The 22,580-nt window shown below is 70.7% G+C and carries 18 protein-coding genes; 2 read left to right on the top strand and 16 right to left on the bottom strand.

Going from position 1 to position 22,580, the window contains the following annotated elements:
* Window positions 1-22: 22 nt before the first annotated feature.
* Entirely contained in the window at window positions 23-1,066 is a 1,044-nt protein-coding gene (locus ACIBU0_RS37575; protein ID WP_398827717.1) for a sugar-binding transcriptional regulator, read from the bottom strand.
* 78 nt (window positions 1,067-1,144) lie between these two features.
* Window positions 1,145-1,831 (bottom strand): ribulose-phosphate 3-epimerase, encoded by a 687-nt coding sequence (gene rpe, locus ACIBU0_RS37580; RefSeq protein ID WP_398827719.1) that lies wholly within the window; start codon window positions 1,829-1,831, stop codon window positions 1,145-1,147.
* 134 nt (window positions 1,832-1,965) lie between these two features.
* On the opposite strand from rpe, the gene ACIBU0_RS37585 reads away from it, so the two are divergent.
* Complete coding sequence (locus ACIBU0_RS37585; RefSeq protein ID WP_398827721.1) at window positions 1,966-4,131, top strand: MMPL family transporter; 2,166 nt, start codon at window positions 1,966-1,968, stop codon at window positions 4,129-4,131.
* Here ACIBU0_RS37585 and ACIBU0_RS37590 read toward each other — a convergent pair.
* Together ACIBU0_RS37590 and fmt are read right to left on the bottom strand one after the other, a co-directional pair.
* A complete protein-coding gene (locus ACIBU0_RS37590) occupies window positions 4,112-5,530 on the bottom strand; it encodes an RsmB/NOP family class I SAM-dependent RNA methyltransferase (RefSeq protein ID WP_398827723.1) in 1,419 nt (472 codons plus the stop codon). The genes ACIBU0_RS37585 and ACIBU0_RS37590 overlap by 20 nt on opposite strands.
* A gap of 84 nt (window positions 5,531-5,614) precedes the next feature.
* Window positions 5,615-6,547 carry a methionyl-tRNA formyltransferase gene (fmt, locus tag ACIBU0_RS37595; RefSeq protein WP_398827725.1) on the bottom strand — a complete coding sequence of 311 codons (933 nt, stop codon included), beginning with the start codon at window positions 6,545-6,547 and terminating at the stop codon, window positions 5,615-5,617.
* Between the two features lie 336 nt (window positions 6,548-6,883).
* On the opposite strand from fmt, the gene ACIBU0_RS37600 reads away from it, so the two are divergent.
* Window positions 6,884-7,426 carry a hypothetical protein gene (locus ACIBU0_RS37600; protein ID WP_398827727.1) on the top strand — a complete coding sequence of 181 codons (543 nt, stop codon included), beginning with the start codon at window positions 6,884-6,886 and terminating at the stop codon, window positions 7,424-7,426.
* A gap of 114 nt (window positions 7,427-7,540) precedes the next feature.
* On the opposite strand, the gene ACIBU0_RS37605 is transcribed toward ACIBU0_RS37600, so the two are convergent.
* From ACIBU0_RS37605 to ACIBU0_RS37660, 12 genes are all read right to left on the bottom strand, one after another.
* The gene (locus tag ACIBU0_RS37605; RefSeq protein ID WP_398827729.1) at window positions 7,541-9,724 is read right to left on the bottom strand and encodes a primosomal protein N'; all 2,184 of its coding nucleotides are present in this window, start codon (window positions 9,722-9,724) and stop codon (window positions 7,541-7,543) included.
* Window positions 9,725-9,872: 148 nt separating this feature from the next.
* Entirely contained in the window at window positions 9,873-11,081 is a 1,209-nt protein-coding gene (gene metK, locus ACIBU0_RS37610; RefSeq protein WP_398827731.1) for a methionine adenosyltransferase, read from the bottom strand.
* A 238-nt stretch (window positions 11,082-11,319) separates the two neighbouring features.
* Window positions 11,320-12,522: a bifunctional phosphopantothenoylcysteine decarboxylase/phosphopantothenate--cysteine ligase CoaBC gene (coaBC, locus tag ACIBU0_RS37615; RefSeq protein ID WP_398827733.1), complete on the bottom strand. Its 1,203-nt coding sequence runs from the start codon at window positions 12,520-12,522 to the stop codon at window positions 11,320-11,322.
* Window positions 12,523-12,627: 105 nt separating this feature from the next.
* Window positions 12,628-12,900, bottom strand: coding sequence for a DNA-directed RNA polymerase subunit omega (gene rpoZ / locus ACIBU0_RS37620; protein ID WP_003988945.1), 273 nt, complete (start codon window positions 12,898-12,900; stop codon window positions 12,628-12,630).
* 84 nt (window positions 12,901-12,984) lie between these two features.
* The gene (gmk, locus tag ACIBU0_RS37625) at window positions 12,985-13,542 is read right to left on the bottom strand and encodes a guanylate kinase (protein ID WP_398827735.1); all 558 of its coding nucleotides are present in this window, start codon (window positions 13,540-13,542) and stop codon (window positions 12,985-12,987) included.
* 60 nt (window positions 13,543-13,602) lie between these two features.
* A complete protein-coding gene (locus ACIBU0_RS37630) occupies window positions 13,603-13,926 on the bottom strand; it encodes an integration host factor (RefSeq protein ID WP_003977346.1) in 324 nt (107 codons plus the stop codon).
* Between the two features lie 289 nt (window positions 13,927-14,215).
* Window positions 14,216-15,061 carry an orotidine-5'-phosphate decarboxylase gene (pyrF, locus tag ACIBU0_RS37635; protein WP_398827737.1) on the bottom strand — a complete coding sequence of 282 codons (846 nt, stop codon included), beginning with the start codon at window positions 15,059-15,061 and terminating at the stop codon, window positions 14,216-14,218.
* Window positions 15,058-16,173: a quinone-dependent dihydroorotate dehydrogenase gene (locus tag ACIBU0_RS37640; protein WP_398827739.1), complete on the bottom strand. Its 1,116-nt coding sequence runs from the start codon at window positions 16,171-16,173 to the stop codon at window positions 15,058-15,060. Before ACIBU0_RS37640 ends, pyrF begins: the two co-directional genes overlap by 4 nt.
* A gap of 74 nt (window positions 16,174-16,247) precedes the next feature.
* Window positions 16,248-19,556, bottom strand: a complete 3,309-nt coding sequence (carB, locus tag ACIBU0_RS37645) for a carbamoyl-phosphate synthase large subunit (RefSeq protein ID WP_398827741.1) — start codon at window positions 19,554-19,556, stop codon at window positions 16,248-16,250.
* Window positions 19,549-20,706 (bottom strand): glutamine-hydrolyzing carbamoyl-phosphate synthase small subunit, encoded by a 1,158-nt coding sequence (carA, locus tag ACIBU0_RS37650; RefSeq protein ID WP_398827743.1) that lies wholly within the window; start codon window positions 20,704-20,706, stop codon window positions 19,549-19,551. Before carA ends, carB begins: the two co-directional genes overlap by 8 nt.
* Window positions 20,703-21,296, bottom strand: coding sequence for a hypothetical protein (locus ACIBU0_RS37655; protein ID WP_398827745.1), 594 nt, complete (start codon window positions 21,294-21,296; stop codon window positions 20,703-20,705). Before ACIBU0_RS37655 ends, carA begins: the two co-directional genes overlap by 4 nt.
* Window positions 21,293-22,579: a dihydroorotase gene (locus ACIBU0_RS37660; protein WP_398827747.1), complete on the bottom strand. Its 1,287-nt coding sequence runs from the start codon at window positions 22,577-22,579 to the stop codon at window positions 21,293-21,295. Before ACIBU0_RS37660 ends, ACIBU0_RS37655 begins: the two co-directional genes overlap by 4 nt.
* Window position 22,580: the final 1 nt, after the last annotated feature.

Below are 22,580 nucleotides of genomic sequence, written 5' to 3' on the forward strand. Positions count from 1 at the left end.
CGGCCGCCCCCCTGACGTCCTGTCAGTGTCCGTCCGGGTCAGCCCTGTTGAGGGCGGGCTTCGGCGTCGGCCCCGCCGTCATCAGCACGTCCGCCGCCGAGGTGTCCGTCACCAGGCTGGTGACGAGCCCCGAGCGCAGCACCGCGTCGATCGCGGCCGCCTTGCGTGCGCCGCCCGCGATCGCGACGACCTCGGGGATACGGCGGAGCTGGTCGGCCTTGACCGTGATGCACCGCTCCCCCAGGTCCCGCCCGACCCGGCGCCCCTCGGCGTCGAAGAGGTGCGCGGACATCTCGGCGGCGACACCGAGCGAGGCGTAGTGCGCGCGCTCCTCGTCGCTGAGCATGTCGTGCACCGTCGAGATGCCGGGCTCCCAGGAGCCGATGGAGACGCAGGCGACCGTGACCTTGTCGAAGTACTCGAAGGCGCGGGCGATCCCGGTCTGGTGGCGCAGCGCCGCCGCGGTGGCCGCGTCCGGCAGCAGCATCGGCGCGTAGATGGGGTGGGCGTCGCCGCCGGAGACCTGGGCGGCACGCCGCACCGCCTCCACCGAACCGCGCTCGGCGGTCCCGGCGTCGTACACGCCCGTCAGCTGCACCACCGTGCAGGGCGGCAGCCGGTCGAGGGCGGCCGCCATGTGGATGGTGGACCGGCCCCACGCCAATCCCAGCACATCCCCCTCGTTCACCAGCTCGCCGAGCAGGTCGGCGGCCACTTCTCCCAGGTTCTCGGGGTCGGGCGTCTCCTCGGCCTCGGCCGGCGACTCGACCACGACGGCATGCCTGAGGCCGTACCGGGCGCGCAGCGCGTCCGAGCGCTCGGCGTCCAGCTCGGCCGGCACACGGATCTCGATCCGTACGAGATCCCGTTCGAGAGCGGTCTCCAGGACCCGGGCCACCTTGAAGCGGCTGACGCCGAACTCCTCCGCGATCTGGATCTTGGATTTGCCCTCGAGGTAGAAGCGGCGGGCCATGGCCGCCGCCTGCACCAGCTCAGCGGGTCCCATCCGCATGGCTGACCGGCCCGCCGACATACCCGACACGGCGATCTCCTCACTGCTGTTCACACTCTGGATTCGCCGTTCATCCTTGCAGATCCGGCGCTCTTGATCCGCCCTGATGGGCGCCGTTCACGTTGTCTTGGCTCAGTGGTCGCATGCCCAGGCTGCGGTCTTCGTGGCCGCCTCCGCCTGAGCACGCAGCGCGCGGACCGCTTCGGCCGGGTCCTCGGCCCCGTACACCGCCGAACCGGCGACGAAGACATCGGCGCCGGCCTCGGCACACTGCTCGATGGTCGAGGCGGCGACTCCACCGTCCACCTGGAGCCACAGCTGCAGGCCGTGCTTGCTGATCAACTCGCGAGTGCGGCGGATCTTCGGAAGCATGATGTCGAGAAACGCCTGACCACCGAAGCCCGGCTCGACCGTCATGATCAGCAGCATGTCGAGTTCGGGGAGGAGATCCTCGTACGGCTCGATGGGTGTCGCGGGCTTGAGCGCCATGGAGGCACGGGCGCCCTTGGCCCGGATCTCCCGGGCCAGCCGCACGGGGGCCGCGGCGGCCTCGACATGGAAGGTGACGGAGGAGGCCCCCGCTTCGACGTACTGGGGCGCCCACCGATCGGGGGCCTCGATCATCAGATGGCAGTCCAGCGGGGTGTCCGTCGCACGGGCGAGGGACTCTACGACCGGCACGCCGAGCGTGAGGTTCGGGACGAAATGGTTGTCCATGACGTCGACGTGGAGCCAGTCGGCTCCTTCGACCGCCTTCGCCTCGTCCGCGAGGCGGGCGAAGTCGGCGGACAGGATGCTGGGGTTGATCTGCGCGGCCATGACCCAAGACTGCCATGTCCGGGCACGAATGTTCGCGCCGGTACAGACCTAAGCCGTTCATCGGATGTTGTGTCCGGTTCGCGCGTGCCATGCTGGGCGGCCGATCGGCACCACCTACGCCTGCGGGGGTCGCCATGAGGCATCTCGAAGCCTGGAAGAAGGCAGCCATCGGGTTGGTGTGCGGGCGCCGTTCCAAATGGCTGATCGTGATCCTGTGGTTGCTGGTGCTGGTCGTCGCCGCACCCCTCGGCACAAGACTGAACGACGCCCAGGACAACGACGCCCAGTCATGGCTGCCGGGCTCCGCCGAGTCCACCCAGGTCCTGGACATCTCCGAGGAGTTCAGGCCGGAACAGATCCCCGCGGTCGTCGTGTACGCGCGTGAGAGCGGCCTGACCGCGCAGGACCGCGCGCAGATCACCGAGGACGTGGCTCAGCTCAAAGAGCTGCGCGACCACGGCATCCGGGGCGCAGAGACCCGGGGACCGGACTTCGACCGGCGGACCGACCCGCGCGCGGCCCAGATCTACGTGCCGATCACGATGGACGCGAAGGGCTGGGAGCGCATCGCACCCGCCGTCGACTCCATCCGGGACTCCGTCGGGCAGGGCGACGACGGGCTCGCCGTGCACATCACGGGACCGGGCGGCACGTCCGCCGACTTCGCCGAGGCCTTCGAGGGCATCGACTCGACGCTGCTGTTCTCGGCGATGACCGTCGTCATCGTCATGCTGCTCCTCACCTACCGCAGCCCCACCCTCCTCCTGGTCCCGCTGCTCGCCGTGGTCGCCGCCCTGTTCACCGCGCAGGCCCTGATCTACTTGCTGGCCGAGTACGGGGGCCTGACGGTGAACGGACAGAGCGCGGGCATCCTGACGGTCCTTGTCTTCGGCGCGGGCACGGACTACGCGCTGCTGCTCGTCGCCCGCTACCGGGAGGAACTGCGCCGCCACACGGACCGGCACGAGGCGATGCAGCTGGCCATGAACCGGGCGGGACCGGCGGTCGTCGCCTCCGGCTCGACGGTCGTCCTGAGCATGCTGGTGCTGCTGGTCGCCGAGATGAACTCGACGCGCGGCCTGGGCCCGGTGGCGGCCATCGGCGTCGCGGTCGGGCTGCTGGCCATGCTCACGCTGTTCCCGGCGCTGCTGCTGGTCTTCGGCCGGTGGATCTTCTGGCCGGCGATCCCGCACCACGGGTCCGCGGATCCGACCGAGCGCGGTGTCTGGGCCCGCATGGGCCGTCGTATCGCCCGCCGCCCGCGCCTCGTCTGGAGTGTCACGGCGATGGCGCTCGCCTTGCTGTCGCTCGGCCTGTTCCAGCTGCGGGCCGCGGGCATCGCCAACGCGGACGCCTTCACCGGCAAACCGGATTCGATCGTCGGGCAGGAGGTTTCGGCGCGCTACTTCCCGGCGGGCACCGGCGATCCGCTCGTGATCGTGTCCAACACCGCGCAGGCCGAGCAGGTGGGCCGCACGGTCGCCGCGGACCGCGGTGTCGTGCCGGAGAGCATCGGCGTACCGCCCGGGACCGCGCCCGAGCATGAGGGGCAGGTGCTGTTCGAGGCGACCATGCGCGACCCCGCCGACAGCGCGGCGGCGAAGGACACCGTGGAGCGGGTGCGCGACGCCGTGCACGCCGTGGACGGCGCCGACGCGCAGGTGGGCGGGGGCACGGCCGCTCTGCTGGACATGGACGCCGCCCAGACCCACGACAACTACCTGGTCATCCCGCTCGTCCTCGTGGTCGTCCTGCTGGTGCTCGGCGTCCTGCTGCGCGCCATGGTCGCGCCCTTGCTGCTGATCGGGACCGTGATGCTCTCCCTGGCCACCGCGCTGGGCGTCAGCGCCCTCGCCTTCCGGCACCTCTTCGACTACGCGGGCGAGGACGTGGCCTTCCCGCTGTTCGTCTTCGTGTTCCTGGTGGCGCTGGGCATCGACTACAACATCTTCCTGACCACCCGCGTCCGCGAAGAGGCGATCCGTCAGGGCACCCGGCCCGGTGTGGTGACGGGCCTCGCCGCGACCGGCGCGGTGATCACTTCGGCGGGCCTGGTCCTGGCGGGCACGTTCGCCGCCCTCGGCACACTGCCGATGGTGGGCTTCGCGGAGATCGGCTTCGCGGTCGCGCTGGGTGTCCTGCTGGACACGTTCGTCGTGCGGTCCGTGCTGGTCACCGCCCTCTTCCTCGATGTGGGGAAGAAGGTGTGGTGGCCGCACCGGCTGGCCCACCGGGACGGCATGGGCCACGCCGAGTACGAGGCCGGGCGAGGCGCGGTGGTCAGCCGCTCCTCCGAATGAGCGCCAGATACATGGCGTCGGTCCCGTGCAGATGCGGCCACAGCTGGACGTCGGGCCCCTCGCCCAGGTCCGGTACGCCCGGCAGCAGGGGCCGGGCGTCGATCAGCTCGGCGTCGGGGCGCTGCTTGAGCACGTCGTCGACCACGGCCCGGGTCTCCGCGAGGTGCGGCGAGCAGGTGGCGTAGCCGACGACCCCACCGACCCGCACGGAGTCGAGCGCCGTCCGCAACAGCGCCCGCTGCAGCGGCGCGAACCCGTCCAGGTCCTCGGGGCGGCGCCGCCATCGCGCCTCGGGCCGCCGCCGCAGGGCACCGAGCCCGGTGCACGGCACGTCCATCAGCACCCGGTCGAAGCTGTCGGGCCGCCACGGCGGCCGCGTCCCGTCGGCGGCGATGACCTGGTACGGCCCCGGATTGCCCGCCAGCGCCTTGGCCACGAGCCCCGCCCGATGCGGCTGCTTCTCCGACGCGAGCAACGTGGCCCCCCGCTCGGCGGCGAGCGCACCGAGGAGAGCGGCCTTGCCGCCGGGCCCGGCACACCCGTCCAGCCACCTCTCGTCCGGCCCGTCGAGCGGAGCGTTGGCGAGGGCGATCGCGACCAGTTGGCTCCCCTCGTCCTGCACACCCGCACGCCCGTCCCGTACGGCCTCGATCGCCCCGGGCTCGCCACCCTCGGCGAGCCGCACGGCATACGGCGACCAGCGCCCGGCCACCGCGGACTCCTCACCGAGCAGTTCCTCGGTCGTGGCCCGCCCGGGCCGCGCGACCAGCGTCACTTCGGGCCGCTCGTTGTCGGCCTCCAGCAACCGCTCGATCCCGGCCCGCCCACCACCGAGCGAGTCCCACAGCGCCGAGACGACCCACCGCGGATGCGAGTGCACGACGGCGAGATGGTCCTCGGGATCCTCGTCGTACGCCGGCGCGACCCGCTGGATCCACCCGCCGAGATCGTCCTGCGCGACCTTCCGCAGCACGGCGTTGACGAACTTGGCCCGCCCGTCACCGAGCACGACACGAGCGAGCTCGACGGACGCGGACACCGCGGCATGCGTCGGGATCCTCGTCCCGAGCAGCTGATGCACGCCGAGGCTCAGCACATCGAGCACCGGCGGATCGACCTCACGCAGCGGCCGGTCCACACAAGCGGCGATCACGGCGTCATACGTCCCCTGCCGCCGCAGCGTCCCGTACACCAGCTCGGTCGCGAGCGCGGCGTCCCGCCCGTCGAAGTCGCCCTTCTCCCGCGCCTTCCTGAGCAGCGGCGGCAGAACGAGGTTGGCGTACGCGTCCCGCTCGTCCACGGCACGCAGCGCCTCGAAGGCGAGGATGCGGACGGGGTCCTTCTGGGGCCGTCGGTAGGGCTTGCCGGGCTTGCGGGGCCGACGGGAGGTGTCGCTCACGAAAAAGGTGCTCCGGATTGCTGGATGAGATATGCACACAGCGTACGTCGCACAGGGCACCCGGTGCGCAGAGCGGTCCGGCGATCAGGCACCCAGAACCTCACCGTCGGCAATCCTCACGCCCCGCGCCCAATCGGCCGCCCGCATCGGCTTCTTGCCCTGAGCCTGCACCCACAGCAACTCGACGGCGTACGACCCGGTCCCGACGTACACATTGTTCTTCCCGACCGAGAGGGCACCGGGCGCGAGATCGTCCCGCCCGGGCACCGGCTGCACCTGGATGAGCTTGAGCCGCTCACCGCGGAAGGTGGTCCAGGCGCCAGGGGCGGGGGTGCACCCGCGCACGACACGGTCGACGCGCAGGGAGGGCGCGGTCCAGTCGATGTGGGCGTCCTCGACGTTGACCTTGGGGGCGAGGGTGACCCCTTCGGACGGCTGCGGAACGGCCTTCAGCGTGCCGTCCTCGATCCCGTCCATGGTCGCGGCCAGCAGCCCGGCCCCCGCGAAGGCGAGCCGGGTCAGCAGGTCGCCGCTGGTGTCGGTGGCCCGGACCTCCTCGGTGACGGTGCCGTAGACGGGCCCGGAGTCGAGCCCCTCCTCGATGAGGAAGGTGGAGGCCCCGGTGATCTCGTCACCGGCCATGATGGCGTGCTGGACGGGGGCGGCCCCGCGCCAGGCGGGCAGCAGCGAGAAGTGCAGGTTGACCCAGCCGTGGGCCGGAATGTCGAGGGCGACGCGCGGCAGCAGGGCGCCGTAGGCGACGACGGGACAGCAGTCGGGCGCGATCTCCCTGAGCCGCTCGAGGAACTCGGGGTCCCGCGGCCTGGCGGGCTTGAGCACCTCGATCCCGGCCTCCTCGGCCCGCTCGGCCACCGGACTCGCCACCAGCCTGCGCCCACGCCCGGCCGGCGCGTCGGGCCGCGTGACGACGGCGGCCACCTCATGCCGCCCGGAGGCGATCAGAGCGTCCAGAGCGGGAACGGCGACCTCGGGGGTACCGGCGAAGACAAGCTTCATGGGTGGGTTCGGGCCTCTCGGGCGGGGGTTGTTGCGGGCAGCGCACAAGTTTATGTGGCCGCGGTCCCGGGGCGCGCGTTCAGTGCGTGCGCGGGCGGGGCGCACACCGCCGAGGCCACGAACGACAGCAAGCCATGCCCATGAACGGAGAGCCGCGGCGACGAGCACTTCAAGGCGCGCACCCTCACACAGGGAGCGTAGGCATATGCCCACACGCCCCCATTGCGTGACCCGCGGAGCGATCCCGCGTTGGTCAAGAAAGAGTTGACCACAACGGGCCGCACCCGCCGTATCCGCGGCCCTCTCCTTTTCAACGCCGGTTCGAGAGGCTTGTTCATGGCCGACCACGCAACCCACGACGCCCAGGCTCGGGCCAGCCTGCACTTGCTGGTGCGGGACATCGAGCGGGTCCGCCGGCAGGTGGACGCACTGCGCACGCTCACCGCGCAACTGGGCAACGTCTACCGCCCGCGCCGCTCCGGTCCCTCCACGGGCTTCGTCGTCTACGGACGCGCCCCCGCCCCGACGGTCCGTCTCGCCCAGGAGCTGCGGGACAGTGTCGAGACCCTGGTCACGGCAGCCGTGGACTTCGACCGCTCACTCGGCTTCTCCTGGGACGCGGTCGGTTCCGCCCTCGGCGTCACCAAGCAGGCGGTCCACCGCCGCTACGGCTCCCGCCGCGCCGCGGCCCAGGCGGCAGCCGAGACCGAGCGTACGACCGAACCCTCGGGGTCCCGTGCGGTCAACGTCACCACCGCCATCCCCACGGTTCCGACGGTCCCCGCGGCCCGCTCCATGCCGACACAGCCGACGGCAGGCAGCCCCGGCCTCCGCGACGAGGCCAGGCCCACGGCCTTCCCCGGCCCTCGCAACGGCTGACACCCCATCACTCTGCCCTCCCGGAGCGCACCCGGGAGGGCAGAGCCATGCGTCCGGCAACCAGCAACCAGCAACCAGCAACCAGCAACCAGCAACCAGCAACCAGCAACCAGCTCACCCAATATCAGGCGGATCAACCCGAACCCGCACCCGCGCCTCGGCCTCCCCGCTTCCGCTTCCGCCCCCGCCCCCGGCCCCGCGAGCCACCCGCGCCGCCTGCGCAGCCTTCAACGCGGACGCCAGCGCGGCCCCGCGCCCCGGGGGTACCCGGATCAATGCCCGGTCCCAGTGCTCGCCAGGCGGCGGCGCTCCCGTCCGCCGCGGCCGCCCCACCGGAGTGACAGGCAACGGCACGGGCCCCAACACCTCTGCCTCCGGCGGCAGTTCGACCGTACGGAGGAACTCGACGACCGCTTCGCCCGGCCCGGCCACGGAGGCCATCCGGGACACCGGCGGAAACCCGAGCTCGGCCCGCTCGGCCAGCTCGCGCACCGCGTGCCCGACGGGATCCCACCGCACGAGCGCCTGCACGGGCCGCAGTGTGGGCTCGGCGACGACGACCACCGTCCCCCCGGCACCCTGCGGCCGTACCAGCGAGGCAGCCGCGATCCAGCGTCGCAGCGCGTCCTCGCCTGCCCGCAGATCGGGCCGCCCCAGCATGGCCCAGCCGTCCAGCAGCAGGGCCGCCGCATACCCGCCCTCGGCGACGGGCTCCGCCCCCGGTGTGCTCACGACCAGCGAGGGCGTCCCCGGCACGGTGTCCAGCACATGCTCGCGCCCGGAGGTCCGCACCGGAACCGCGGGGAAGGCCCGCCCCAACTCCTCGGCGGTCCGCCGCGCCCCCACCACCTGAGCACGCAGACGGAACCCACCGCACTCCGGACAGTGCCACGCACCCTCCTCACGCCCGCACCACCCGCACCGCAGATCGGCCCCGGAGCCCTGCGCCTCCAGCGGCCCGGAGCAGTGCCGGCACCGAGCGGGCGCCCGGCAGTTGGCACAGGCCATGCGTGGCACATATCCGCGCCGAGGCACCTGCACGAGCACCGGCCCGTGCCGCAGCCCTTCGCGCACCGCCTGCCAGGCAAGCGTGGGCAACCGGGCGGCCCGAGCGGCCTCGTCCCGCGCGAGGTCCCCGTCCCCCACGGTCCGTACGAGCGGAGCCGCGCCCCGCACCTGCTCCCGCCCGGCGACCAGGGGCCGGGCCCATCCGCTCTCCACGAGCTGGGCGGCCTCGACGGTGCAGCTCCAACTCCCCAGCAGAAAGCCGCACTTGTCCTGCGCGGCACGCAGCAGGAGCACTTCGCGCGCATGGGGCTGCGGGGCATGCTGCTCACTGTGGCTGTCGTCGCCGTCGTCCCAGAGAGCGACGAGCCCGAGATCCTGCACGGGCGCGAACATGGCGGCCCTGGTCCCCACGACCGCCCGCACGGCTCCGCGCCGCACCGCGAGCCACTCGCGGTACCGCTTCTCCGGCCCGGCGTCGGCGGTCAGCACCGCATGCCGGCCCTCTCCCATGAGCGAGGTCAGGGCAGCGTCGACCCGCGCGACAGCTCTCCCGTCCGGCAGCACGACGAGTGCTCCCCGTCCGGAGGCCAGCGTCGCCACGACGGCCCGTGCCAGTTCGTCACTCCACTCGGGCCCGGGCAGCGCGTTCCACACGGCCCGCGGCGCACCCCCGGAAGCCAGTGCCGCCAGAAAAGCGGGCCCCTGCTCATACCTCCCCCAGGACCCCGCCTCAGGCGCACCAGGCCTCGGCAACAGCTCCGGCGAGGGCCTCTGCTCGGCCCGGGCGCTCCGCGGCGGCACGGCCAGTTGCAGCACATCGGCAAGCCCTCCGGCGTACCGGTCGGCAACGGCCCGCGCGAGCCCCAACAGCTCCTCGCTCAGGACCGGCTCGGGCGACACGACCTGCGCGAGCGCCGCCAAGGGCCCGGAGTAGTCCGACTCCGCCACCCGCTCGACAAGGAAGCCGTCGATGAGCCCCCCGCCCTCACGCCGCCCCTCCCGCACCCGATGCCGCCCGGCCCCGAACCGCACCCGCACCCGCACCCCGGGCTGCGCGTCGGCGTCGAGTTCCTCGGGCACGGCGTAGTCGAAGTACCGGTCAAGGTGCAGCACACCCTTGTCGACCAGCACCCGCGCCACGGGCAGTTCCTTGGCCAGCGCGGCCCCCCGCCACGTCCGCGGCTTGGCCTTGGGCACCTTGGCCTTGCGCACGCTCTCCCGAATGAGCGCAAGCTGCTCGGGCGGCGCCCCCTCGGCCCCACCACCCGTCTGCCCGTTCTCGCTGCTCACGCTTGCATTCTTACCAAACGGCACTGACAACCGACGCCGCCCGAGTCCCCTACGGCGACGGCACGCGCCCCGCCGGGGACCGGCAAACGCCGAGGCCCGGCCCCCCCGAAGGGTGACCGGGCCTCGCCAAAAGCCGTCTGACCGAGCCTTACAGCCCCACAGCCTTCCGCAGAGCCTCCACTCGATCCGTCCGCTCCCAGGTGAAGTCGGGCAGCTCACGGCCGAAGTGGCCGTACGCGGCGGTCTGGGCGTAGATCGGGCGGAGCAGGTCCAGGTCGCGGATGATCGCGGCCGGACGGAGGTCGAAGACCTCGTCGATGGCCTTCTCGATCTTCTCGGTGTCGACCTTGGCCGTGCCGAAGGTCTCGATGAACAGACCCACCGGCTCGGCCTTGCCGATCGCGTACGCCACCTGCACCTCGCAGCGCGAGGCCAGACCCGCCGCGACCACGTTCTTGGCGACCCAGCGCATCGCGTACGCCGCCGAACGGTCCACCTTGGACGGGTCCTTGCCGGAGAACGCACCGCCGCCGTGACGGGCCATGCCGCCGTACGTGTCGATGATGATCTTCCGGCCGGTCAGACCCGCGTCACCCATGGGGCCACCGATCTCGAAACGGCCCGTGGGGTTGACCAGCAGCCGGTAGCCGTCGGTGTCCAGCTTGATGCCGTCGTCGAGGAGCGCCTTCAGCTCCGGCTCGACCACGAACTCCCGGATGTCGGGCGCCAGGAGGGAGTCCAGGTCGATGTCGGAGGCGTGCTGCGAGGAGACGACCACGGTGTCCAGGCGGACCGCCTTGTCGCCGTCGTACTCGATGGTGACCTGCGTCTTGCCGTCCGGGCGCAGGTAGGGGATCGTGCCGTTCTTGCGGACCTCGGACAGGCGCTTCGACAGACGGTGCGCCAGGAAGATCGGCAGCGGCATCAGCGTCGGCGTCTCGTCCGAGGCGTAGCCGAACATCAGGCCCTGGTCGCCGGCGCCCTGACGGTCCAGCTCGTCCTCGTCGCCCTCGACCCGGGACTCGTACGCCGTGTCCACGCCCTGTGCGATGTCCGGCGACTGCGCGCCGATCGAGACCGAGACACCGCAGGAGGCGCCGTCGAAGCCCTTCTTCGAGGAGTCGTAGCCGATCTCGAGGATCTTGTTGCGGACCAGCGTCGCGATGTCCGCGTACGTCTTGGTCGTGACCTCTCCGGCCACGTGCACCAGACCGGTCGTGATCAGGGTCTCGACGGCGACCCGAGAGCTCGGGTCCTCACGCAGGAGCGCGTCGAGGATGGTGTCGCTGATCTGGTCAGCGATCTTGTCGGGGTGACCTTCGGTCACGGACTCCGAGGTGAACAGGCGACGGGACACAACGCTCCCTGTGGTTGCAGCGGCTGCTGGCTGATCATTGGCGGACGGGACGGGGGCTGCGCCCGGCGTCGTCCGGGGACAGTTTATCTGTCGTGCTCGGTCACGGACCCCCTGTCTCGCCTCTCGGGAGCGCTGTGACCTGCGGCACGGGCATTCTGCCCAATACCGCACGCCCTTGGCCAGGGCCGCCACACCCGAATCGAGCGAGGCCCGGGAGAAAGCCGCAGCGCATCAAACTTCACACCAGTCGCCGCGTCACCAGGTCCCACACGATTTCGGCCAGAGCCTCCTTGGGCCCGTGCGGTACCGGTGTCTCACTGCCGTCGGCGCCCAGGACGACGGCCTCGTTCTCCTCGGAACCGAACGTCTTGCGCTCGCCCACCTCGTTCACCACGAGGAGGTCGCACCCCTTGCGCTCCAGCTTCTTGCGGCCGTTGGTCAGGACGTCGTCCGTCTCGGCGGCGAAGCCGACGATCACCTGGCCGGAGCGGGCGCGGTCGGCCGAGATCTCCGCGAGGATGTCCGGATTCCGCACCAGAACGATGGGCTCCGGATCCTGGTCGTCCTTCTTCTTGATCTTCCCGGTGGCGTATGTCGCCGGGCGGAAGTCCGCGACCGCCGCCGCCATCACCACGGCGTCGGCGTCCGCGGTCGCCTTGAGGACCGCCTCCCGCAGCTGCACGGCCGTGCCGACCTGCACGACGTCCACGCCTGCCGGGTCGGGCAGCCCGGTGTTCGCCGCGATCAGAGTGACGCGGGCACCCCGTGCGGCGGCGGTGCGGGCGAGGGCGTATCCCTGCTTGCCGGAGGAGCGGTTGCCGAGGAACCGGACCGGATCGAGGGGCTCGCGCGTACCGCCGGCGCTGACGACGACGTGCCGGCCCTTGAGGTCGGGCTCGGTGACGCCCCGGGCGAGGACCCGGTGACAGACCTCGAAGATCTCGGCCGGGTCGGGCAGCCGGCCCTTGCCGGTGTCGACGCCGGTGAGACGGCCGACGGCGGGCTCGATGACGACCGCGCCACGGCGTCGCAGCGTCGCCACGTTCTCCTGCGTGGCCGGGTGCTCCCACATCTCGGTGTGCATGGCGGGGGCGAAGACCACCGGACAGCGGGCGGTGAGCAGGGTGTTGGTCAGCAGGTCGTCGGCGAGGCCGTGGGCGGCCTTGGCGAGGGTGTCTGCCGTGGCCGGGGCGACGATCACCAGGTCGGCCCGCTGGCCGATGCGGACGTGCGGGACCTCGTGGACGTCGTCCCAGACCTCCGTCGAGACGGGGTTGCCGGACAGGGCGGACCAGGTGGCGGCGCCGACGAAGTGCAGCGCGGAGGCCGTCGGGACGACGCGGACGTCATGGCCCGACTCCGTCAGCCGTCGCAGCAGCTCACAGGCCTTGTAGGCGGCGATGCCGCCGCTGACCCCCAGAACGACCTTCGGCTTGTCCACCGTCTCTCCCCGGACTCGGCAACGTACGACTCCACTACACACCACAGGCCCGGCAGCCGCGCTGCCGGGCCTGTGGAAAAGTCAGCCGCAGGCTGTAAATCCTACTTACTGCGCCGGGCCCTCGACGGCCTCGGACGTCAGCAGACCCGCGTTGATCTCGCGCAGGGCGATCGAGAGCGGCTTCTCGTGGACGTGGGTGTCCACCAGCGGACCGACGTACTCGAGGAGGCCCTCGCCGAGCTGCGAGTAGTACGCGTTGATCTGGCGGGCCCGCTTGGCCGCGTAGATCACGAGGCTGTACTTCGAGTCGGTGGCCTCGAGGAGCTCGTCGATCGGCGGGTTGATGATGCCCTCGGGCGCGGAGATGGAAGAGGACACGCTCTACCTTCCGATGGATGGGAAAGATTCAGTGTGAATGATCAAGCTTGAGCGAAATGATCAAACTTGGACGATCAGTCACGATCACACAACGTCCATCAAGGCTAGCAGCTCGCGCGCCACGTCCTCGACGGAGGTATTGACCAAGGTCACATCGAACTCGGGCTCGGCCGCCAGCTCGATCTTCGCCGCGTCCAGGCGACGCTCGATCACCTCGGGCGGCTCGGTGCCACGTCCGGTGAGTCTGCGCACGAGCTCCTCCCAGGAGGGAGGAGCCAGGAACACCAGCTGGGCGTCCGCCATGGACTCACGGACCTGCCGGGCGCCCTGGAGGTCGATCTCCAGGAGCACGGGCTCGCCCGCCTCCAGCCGCTCCAGCACGGCCGCACGCGGCGTGCCGTAGCGGTTGCCGGCGAACTCGGCCCACTCCAGCAGCTCGCCGTTGGCGATCAGCTTGTCCATCTCGTCGTCGGTGACGAAGAAGTAGTGGACTCCGTGCCGCTCGCCGGGACGGGGCTTGCGGGTCGTCGCCGACACCGAGAGCCAGACCTCGGGGTGTTCCTTGCGCATATGGGCGACGACCGTGCTCTTGCCGACCCCGGAGGGGCCGGAGAGCACGGTCAGCCGCGGACGTTCACTCATGCAGCGATTATTCCAGCAATCCCGGAGTGCCCGGGACTCCCGGTCCGACAAGCCCCGGACTCAGGAGCCGGTGCTGCCGAACTCACGCTCCAGGGAAGCGATCTGGTTGGAACCGAGGCCGCGCACACGGCGGCTCTCGGAGATGCCGAGTCGCTCCATGATCTGCTTGGCGCGGACCTTGCCCACGCCCGGCAGGGACTCGAGCAGGGCGGAGACCTTCATCTTGCCGATGACGTCGTTCTCCTGACCCTGCTTGATGACCTCGTGCAGGGAGGCGCCGGAGTGCTTGAGTCGATTCTTGACCTCGGCCCGCTCCCGGCGAGCCGCGGCGGCCTTTTCGAGCGCGGCTGCGCGCTGTTCAGGGGTAAGGGGCGGAAGAGCCACGCCTACGTCACCTCGGATGTCGAACTGTCGGATACGGACCGGTGAGGAACCTAGTCGCCCCACACCTGGGGAGCCACGAGCAACACGCTTGCCCGTTCACTCTGCGTCGGAGACTAGCGGGCAAGTCCGCCAGAGTCAGCGAGAACAGCGGAAAAGTCCTGGTCAGCCTCCGTCAGGCCGGACATTTAGGACATAATGCCCTGGATTTGAGGATGTATTCAGACTCAAGTCGGCCCCGAGCCACTCATCGGAGGTCTGGCACGACCACCTCGAACGCCCTTGACGGCGGTCAGTTACCCGACACGGCGGCCCGGACCTCGTCGGCGAAGCGTGACGCGGCCTCACGCAGAGCGACGACGTCGGGTCCGTGCCGCAGGACACCCCGGCTGACGTTCGGTACGACATTGCGCACCGCGGCGCCGAAGACCCGGGGAAGATCGGCCGGCGTGGCCCCCTGGGCACCGATGCCGGGCGCGAGGAGCGGACCGTTGATGTCGAGGTCGTACGTCGACAGATCGCCGAGCGTGGCGCCGACGACCGCCCCGAAGGAGCCCAGCGGCTCCTCCCCCGCGTTCTCGACGGCCAGGTGCGCCAGCATCGTCGCACCGACGGTGCGGCCGTCGGCGCGGATCGCGTGCTGGACCTCGCCGCCCTCCGGGTTGGAGGTCAGCGCGAGCACGAACAGGCCGGTGCCGTTCTCGCGGGCCAGCGCGACGGCCGGTGAGAGAGAGCCGTAGCCGAGGTACGGCGAGACGGTCAGCGCATCCGAGAAGAGCGGGGAGTCCTTGCGGAGGAAGGACTCGGCGTACGCGGTCATGGTCGATCCGATGTCGCCGCGCTTGGCGTCCATCACGACCAGCGCACCGGCCGCCCGCGCCTCCTCGACCGACTTCTCCAGGACGGCGACACCACGCGACCCGAAGCGCTCGAAGAACGCGCTCTGCGGCTTGAGCACGGCGATCCGGTCCGCCATCGCCTCGACGACGGTGCGGCTGAACCGCTCCAGGCCCGTCACGTCGTCGTTCAGGCCCCACTCGGCGAGCAGGGACGCGTGCGGGTCGATGCCGACGCACAGCGGGCCACGCTCGTCCATGGCCCGGCGAAGACGTGCTCCAAAGGGTTCCAGAGGGCTCATGCGGTCTTCCCTGCCTTCCTGACATCGGCGCCGACCGCGTCGGCGAGGGTGGCGTACGGGCTGGTGGCCAGGCGGGCGGCGAGGCCCTTGTGGATGGCACGACCCCAGAAGGGACCCTCGTAGATGAAGGCGCTGTAGCCCTGGACCAGCGTGGCGCCTGCCAGGATCCGCTGCCAGGCGTCCTCGGCGTTCTCGATGCCGCCGACCCCCACAAGGGTGATCCGGTCGCCCACACGCGCGTACAGGCGCCGCAGCACCTCCAGGGAGCGCGCCTTCAGGGGCGCGCCGGAGAGACCGCCGGTCTCCTTGACCAAGGAGGGTTCGGATTTCAAACCGAGTCCCTCCCGCGCGATGGTGGTGTTCGTGGCGATGATCCCGTCCAGGCCGAGTTCCACGGCCAGGTCGGCGACCGCGTCGACGTCCTCGTCGGCGAGGTCGGGCGCGATCTTCACCAGGAGCGGGACACGGCGATGCGCGACCGTACGGTCGGCAGCCTCGCGCACGGCGGTCAGCAGCGGGCGCAGCGCCTCGGTGGCTTGCAGGTTGCGCAGGCCGGGCGTGTTCGGCGAGGAGACATTGACCACCAGGTAGTCGGCGTACGGCGCCAGCCGCTCCGTCGACTTCACGTAGTCGCCGACGGCCTCCTCCTCCGGGACGACCTTGGTCTTGCCGATGTTGACGCCCACGACGGTCTTGAAGACGGGCGTACGGGACGCCAAGCGGGCGGCGACGGCCAGCGAGCCCTCGTTGTTGAAGCCCATGCGGTTGATCAGCGCCCGGTCCTTCACGAGCCGGAACAGCCGCTTCTTGGGGTTGCCCGGCTGTGCCTCCCCGGTGACCGTGCCGATCTCGACGTGGTCGAAGCCCAGCATCGACATCCCGTCGACGGCGATGGCGTTCTTGTCGAAGCCGGCGGCGAGCCCGAAGGGGCCGTGCATGCGCAGCCCGAAGGCCTCGGTGCGCAGTTCCTTGTAGCGGGGCGCGAGGGCCGCGGCGACGAACGTGCGCAGCACGGGGATGCGGACGGCGAGGCGGATCCAGCGGAAGGCCAGGTAGTGGGCCTGCTCAGGGTCCATCCGTTTGAAAACCAGACGGAAGAAAATCTTGTACATGTCGGTGTCCTCTTGAAGTCTCAGGTGACCTCATGAAGAGGGGGACACCGTTTCCGGTGTCCCCCTCAGGGCTGCTAGTCGCGGGCCGCGGTCAGGTGTTCCGCGTGTTCCTGGAGCGAACGGACTCCCACATCACCGTGGTTGAGGGCGTCGATGCCCTGGACGGCGGCGGCGAGCGCCTGAACCGTCGTCAGGCACGGGACCGACCGGGCCACGGCCGCCGTACGGATGTCGTAGCCGTCGAGGCGGCCACCCGTGCCGTACGGGGTGTTGACGATGAGGTCGACCTCGCCGTCGTGGATCAGCTGGACGATGGTCTTCTCGCCGTTCGGGCCCGTGCCCTCGGACTGCTTGCGCACGACGGTGGCGTTGATGCCGTTGCGCTTGAGGACCTCGGCCGTGCCGGAGGTGGCGAGCAACTCGAAGCCGTGGGCGACGAGTTCGCGCGCCGGGAAGATCATCGAGCGCTTGTCGCGGTTGGCGACCGAGATGAAGGCGCGGCCCTTGGTGGGCAGCGGGCCGTAGGCGCCGGCCTGCGACTTGGCGTACGCCGTGCCGAAGACCGAGTCGATGCCCATGACCTCGCCCGTGGAGCGCATCTCCGGGCCGAGGACCGTGTCGACGCCGCGGCCGTGGATGTCGCGGAAGCGCGACCACGGCATGACGGCCTCCTTGACGGAGATCGGCGCGTCGAGCGGGAGCTCGCCGCCGTCGCCGTTCGCCGGGAGCAGTCCTTCGGCGCGCAGTTCGGCGATGGTCGCGCCCAGCGAGATCCGGGCGGCGGCCTTCGCGAGCGGAACCGCGGTCGCCTTCGAGGTGAAGGGGACCGTGCGGGACGCGCGCGGGTTGGCCTCCAGGACGTACAGGATGTCGCCGGCCATCGCGAACTGGATGTTGATCAGGCCGCGGACGCCGACACCCTTGGCGATGGCTTCCGTGGAGGCGCGCAGGCGCTTGATGTCGAAGCCGCCGAGCGTGATCGGGGGCAGCGCGCACGCCGAGTCGCCGGAGTGGATGCCGGCCTCCTCGATGTGCTCCATGACGCCGCCGAGGTAGAGCTCCTCGCCGTCGTAGAGGGCGTCGACGTCGATCTCGATCGCGTCGTCCAGGAACCGGTCGACGAGGACGGGCCGGGAGGGGCTGATCTCGGTCGACTCGGCGATGTACGACCCCAGCCGGGCCTCGTCGTACACGATCTCCATGCCGCGCCCGCCGAGGACGTACGACGGCCGGACGAGGACCGGGTAGCCGATCTCGTCGGCGATGGCCTTGGCCTCGGCGAAGGTGGTGGCCGTGCCGTGCTTGGGGGCCGGGAGGCCGGCCTCCTGCAGGACCTGGCCGAAGGCGCCGCGGTCCTCGGCGGCGTGGATGGCCTCCGGGGACGTACCGACGATCGACACGCCGTTGTCCTTGAGCGCCTGCGCCAGGCCCAGCGGGGTCTGGCCGCCGAGCTGGACCACGACACCGGCGATCGGACCGGCCTGCGCCTCCGCGTGGACGATCTCCAGCACGTCTTCCAGCGTCAGCGGCTCGAAGTACAGGCGGTCGGAGGTGTCGTAGTCGGTGGAGACGGTCTCCGGGTTGCAGTTGACCATCACGGTCTCGTACCCGGCGTCGCTCAGCGCGAAGGAGGCGTGGACGCAGGAGTAGTCGAACTCGATGCCCTGGCCGATGCGGTTGGGGCCGGAGCCCAGGATGATGACCGCGGGCTTCTCGCGCGGCGCGACCTCGGTCTCCTCGTCGTAGGAGGAGTAGAAGTACGGCGTCTTCGCGGCGAACTCGGCGGCGCAGGTGTCGACCGTCTTGTAGACCGGGCGGATGCCGAGCGCGTGCCGGACCTCGCGGACGACGTCCTCGCGCAGGCCGCGGATCTCGCCGATCTGCTGGTCGGAGAAGCCGTGCCGCTTGGCCTCGGCGAGGAGCTCGGAGGTGAGCTCCGGGGCCTCGGCGAGCTCGTCGGCGATCTCCTTGATGAGGAAGAGCTGGTCGACGAACCAGGGGTCGATCTTCGTGTAGTCGAAGACCTCTTCCGGCGTGGCACCCGCGCGGATGGCCTGCATGACGGCGTTGATACGGCCGTCGGTGGGCCGTACGGCCTCACGCAGCAGCTCGTCCTTGTCGCCGGGCTCGCCGACGAACGTGAACTGGCTGCCCTTCTTCTCCAGCGAGCGCAGCGCCTTCTGGAAGGCCTCGGTGAAGTTGCGGCCGATGGCCATGGCCTCGCCGACCGACTTCATGGTCGTGGTCAGCGTGGAGTCGGCGCTGGGGAACTTCTCGAAGGCGAAGCGCGGGGCCTTCACGACCACGTAGTCCAGGGTCGGCTCGAAGGAAGCCGGGGTCTCCTGCGTGATGTCGTTCGGGATCTCGTCGAGGGTGTAGCCGACGGCCAGTTTGGCGGCGATCTTGGCGATCGGGAAGCCGGTGGCCTTGGAGGCGAGGGCCGACGAACGCGACACGCGCGGGTTCATCTCGATCACGATCACGCGACCGTCCTCGGGGTTCACCGCGAACTGGATGTTGCAGCCGCCGGTGTCGACGCCGACCTCGCGGATGACGGCGATGCCGATGTCGCGCAGGATCTGGTACTCGCGGTCGGTGAGCGTCATCGCCGGGGCGACGGTGATCGAGTCACCGGTGTGCACGCCCATGGGGTCGAAGTTCTCGATGGAGCAGACGACCACGACGTTGTCGTGCTTGTCGCGCATCAGCTCCAGCTCGTACTCCTTCCAGCCGAGGATGGACTCCTCCAGGAGCACCTCGGTGGTCGGGGAGAGCGTGAGGCCCTGGCCGGCGATGCGGCGCAGCTCCTCCTCGTCGTGCGCGAAGCCGGAGCCGGCGCCGCCCATGGTGAAGGAGGGGCGCACGACGACCGGGTAGCCGCCGAGCGTCTCGACGCCCGCGAGGACGTCCTCCATGGAGTGGCAGATGACCGAGCGGGCGGACTCGCCGTGCCCGATCTTGGCGTTGACCGCCTCGACGACCAGCTTGAACTGGTCGCGGTCCTCGCCCTTGTGGATCGCCTCGACGTTGGCGCCGATCAGCTCGACGCCGTACTTGTCGAGGACGCCGTTCTCGTGCAGCGAGATGGCCGTGTTGAGGGCCGTCTGACCACCGAGGGTCGGCAGGAGGGCGTCGGGCCGCTCCTTGGCGATGATCTTCTCGACGAACTCGGGGGTGATCGGCTCGACGTAGGTGGCGTCGGCGATCTCCGGGTCGGTCATGATCGTCGCCGGGTTGGAGTTCACGAGGATCACCCGCAGGCCCTCGGCGCGCAGGATGCGGCACGCCTGCGTGCCGGAGTAGTCGAACTCGGCGGCCTGGCCGATGACGATCGGGCCGGAGCCGATGACCAGGACGGACTGGATATCGGTGCGCTTAGGCACGCTGGCCCTCCATCAGGGATACGAAGCGGTCGAACAGGTAGGCGGCGTCGTGCGGACCCGCGGCAGCTTCGGGGTGGTACTGGACGCTGAAGGCCGGCCGGTCGAGGAGCTGGAGGCCCTCCACCACGTTGTCGTTGAGGCAGACGTGGGAGACCTCGGCGCGGCCGTAGGGGGTGTCGGAGACCTTGTCGGTCGGGGCGTCCACGGCGAAGCCGTGGTTGTGCGCGGTGACCTCGACCTTGCCGGTCGTACGGTCCTGCACGGGCTGGTTGATGCCGCGGTGGCCGTACTTCAGCTTGTAGGTGCCGAAGCCGAGGGCACGGCCGAGGATCTGGTTGCCGAAGCAGATGCCGAAGAGCGGGGTGCCGCGCTCCAGGACGGCCTGCATGACGGAGACCGGGTGGTCGGCGGTGGCCGGGTCGCCCGGGCCGTTGGAGAAGAACACGCCGTCCGGGTTGACGGCGTAGACGTCCTCGGCGGTGGCCGTGGCGGGCAGCACGTGCACCTCGATGCCGCGCTCGGCCATGCGGTGCGGGGTCATGCCCTTGATGCCGAGGTCGACGGCGGCGACGGTGAACTTCTTCTCGCCGATCGCGGGGACGACGTACGGCTCCTTGGTGGCGACCTCGGCGGAGAGGTCGGCGCCCTTCATCTCGGGTGCCTGGCGGACCTCGGCGAGCATGGTGCCCTCGTCGGGCAGCGCGTTGCCCGAGAAGATGCCGACGCGCATGGCCCCGCGCTCGCGCAGGTGGCGGGTCAGCGCGCGCGTGTCGATGCCGGAGATGCCGACGACGCCCTGGTGGCGCAGCTCTTCGTCCAGCGAGCGCTTGGCACGCCAGTTGGACGGCACGCGCGCGGGATCGCGCACGACGTATCCGGCGACCCAGATCCGCTTGCTCTCCGGGTCCTCGTCGTTCACGCCGGTGTTGCCGACGTGCGGGGCCGTCATCACGACGACCTGGCGGTGGTACGAGGGGTCGGTGAGGGTCTCCTGGTAGCCGGTCATGCCGGTGGAGAACACGGCCTCGCCGAAGGTCACCCCCACGGCCCCGTAGGCGCGGCCGCGGAAGATCCGGCCGTCCTCCAGGACGAGTACGGCGGGAGCCGCCTTGTGCCTCGGTGAGGCGGTCCCCTGGATGGAGGTCGTCATCGTTCGGCGCCTTCCGTGCTGTTGGTGTTGATCATGGAGTTAATGGCGTCGACCCACGCGGTGTGCTCCGCCGCATGGTCCGAGCGGAACCCGGAGTCGATCAGCCGGTCGCCGTGCGCCCAGGTCACGACGAGCAGACCGCCCTCGGTCAGGACCTTGCCGGCGATTCCCTTGTCGAGCCGGGCCTCGCGCAGCGCGGCGGCGGGCACGAAGAAGTCGGTCGCGCCGGGGCGTACGACATCCAGTCCCGCGTCCGTCAGCGTGAGCTCGACCCGGCTGCGGGTGCCCAGGCCGTGCGCCACGATGCGGTCCAGCCACTGCCCTGCGGTGGTCGAGCCGTGGTAACGGCCGCTCATGCTCAGTCTCACCGGGCCGGGGTCGTCCGGCGCGCTGGGCAGCTCGGGCAGGTCACCCTGGAGCGTGCCGCGCCACTTCCAGCCCTCGCGCATCAGCCAGTAGACGAGCGCGACGAAGAGGACGAGGCCGACGACCCAGCCGACGCGGGCGGCCCAGTCGGTCACCTCGGCCGACTTCTGGTCGGCCGCGAGGTGGGCACCGAGTCCGGTCGTGAACTGTGTTGCAGGTGTCACGTGAGCTTCCCGTCGACGAGCGTGGCCTTGCCCCGGAGCCACGTGTGCGTCACACGGCCCGGCAGCTCACGCCCCTCGTACGGGGTGTTGCGGCTGCGCGAGGCGAAGCCCGCGGGGTCCACGGACCCACGGTATTCCGTGTCGACGAGCGTGAGGTTGGCGGGCTCACCAGCCGAGACGGGACGGCCGTGGCCCTTCGCCTGCCCGATCTGCGCGGGCTTGGAGGACATGCGCTCGGCGACCCCGGCCCAGGTGAGGAGCCCGGTGTCCACCATGGTCTCCTGCACCACTGACAACGCGGTCTCCAGGCCGACCATCCCCATGGCGGCCGCGGCCCACTCGCAGTCCTTGTCCTCGTGCGGGTGCGGGGCGTGGTCGGTGGCCACGATGTCGATCGTGCCGTCGGCGAGCGCCTCGCGCAGCGCCAGCACGTCACGCTCGGTGCGCAGCGGCGGGTTCACCTTGTAGACCGGGTTGTACGTGCGCACCAGCTCGTCGGTGAGGAGCAGGTGGTGCGGGGTGACCTCGGCGGTGACATCGATACCGCGGGACTTGGCCCACCGCACGATCTCGACCGAGCCCGCGGTCGACAGGTGACAGATGTGGACGCGGGAGCCGACGTGCTCGGCGAGCAGGACGTCCCGTGCGATGATCGACTCCTCGGCCACCGCGGGCCACCCGCCCAGCCCCAGCTCGGCGGAGACGATGCCCTCGTTCATCTGGGCGCCCTCGGTCAGCCGCGGCTCCTGCGCGTGCTGGGCGACGACACCGCCGAAGGCCTTCACGTACTCCAGCGCGCGCCGCATGATCACGGCGTCGTCGACGCACTTGCCGTCGTCGGAGAAGACGGTCACCCCGGCGGCCGACTCGTGCATGGCACCCAGCTCGGCGAGCTTCTTGCCCTCCAGGCCGACGGTCACGGCGCCGATGGGCTGCACGTCGCAGTAGCCGTGCTCCTGCCCGAGCCGGTAGACCTGCTCGACGACACCGGCGGTGTCGGCGACCGGGAAGGTGTTGGCCATGGCGAACACGGCCGTGTAGCCACCGCTCGCCGCCGCGCGCGTGCCGGTCAGGACGGTCTCGGAGTCCTCGCGGCCCGGCTCGCGCAGGTGGGTGTGCAGGTCGACGAGCCCCGGCAGCAGCACCTTGCCGGCGCCCTCGACGACCTGGGCGCCCTCGTCGGAGAGTCCCGTGCCGACCGCCTCGATGACGGAACCGCTGATCAGGACGTCCTGCGGCTCGCCGCCGAGCACCTTCGCACCACGGATCAGGATCTTGCTCATC

The sequence above is a fragment of the Streptomyces sp. NPDC049627 genome (assembly GCF_044465645.1).
Taxonomy (GTDB): Bacteria; Actinomycetota; Actinomycetes; order Streptomycetales; family Streptomycetaceae; genus Streptomyces.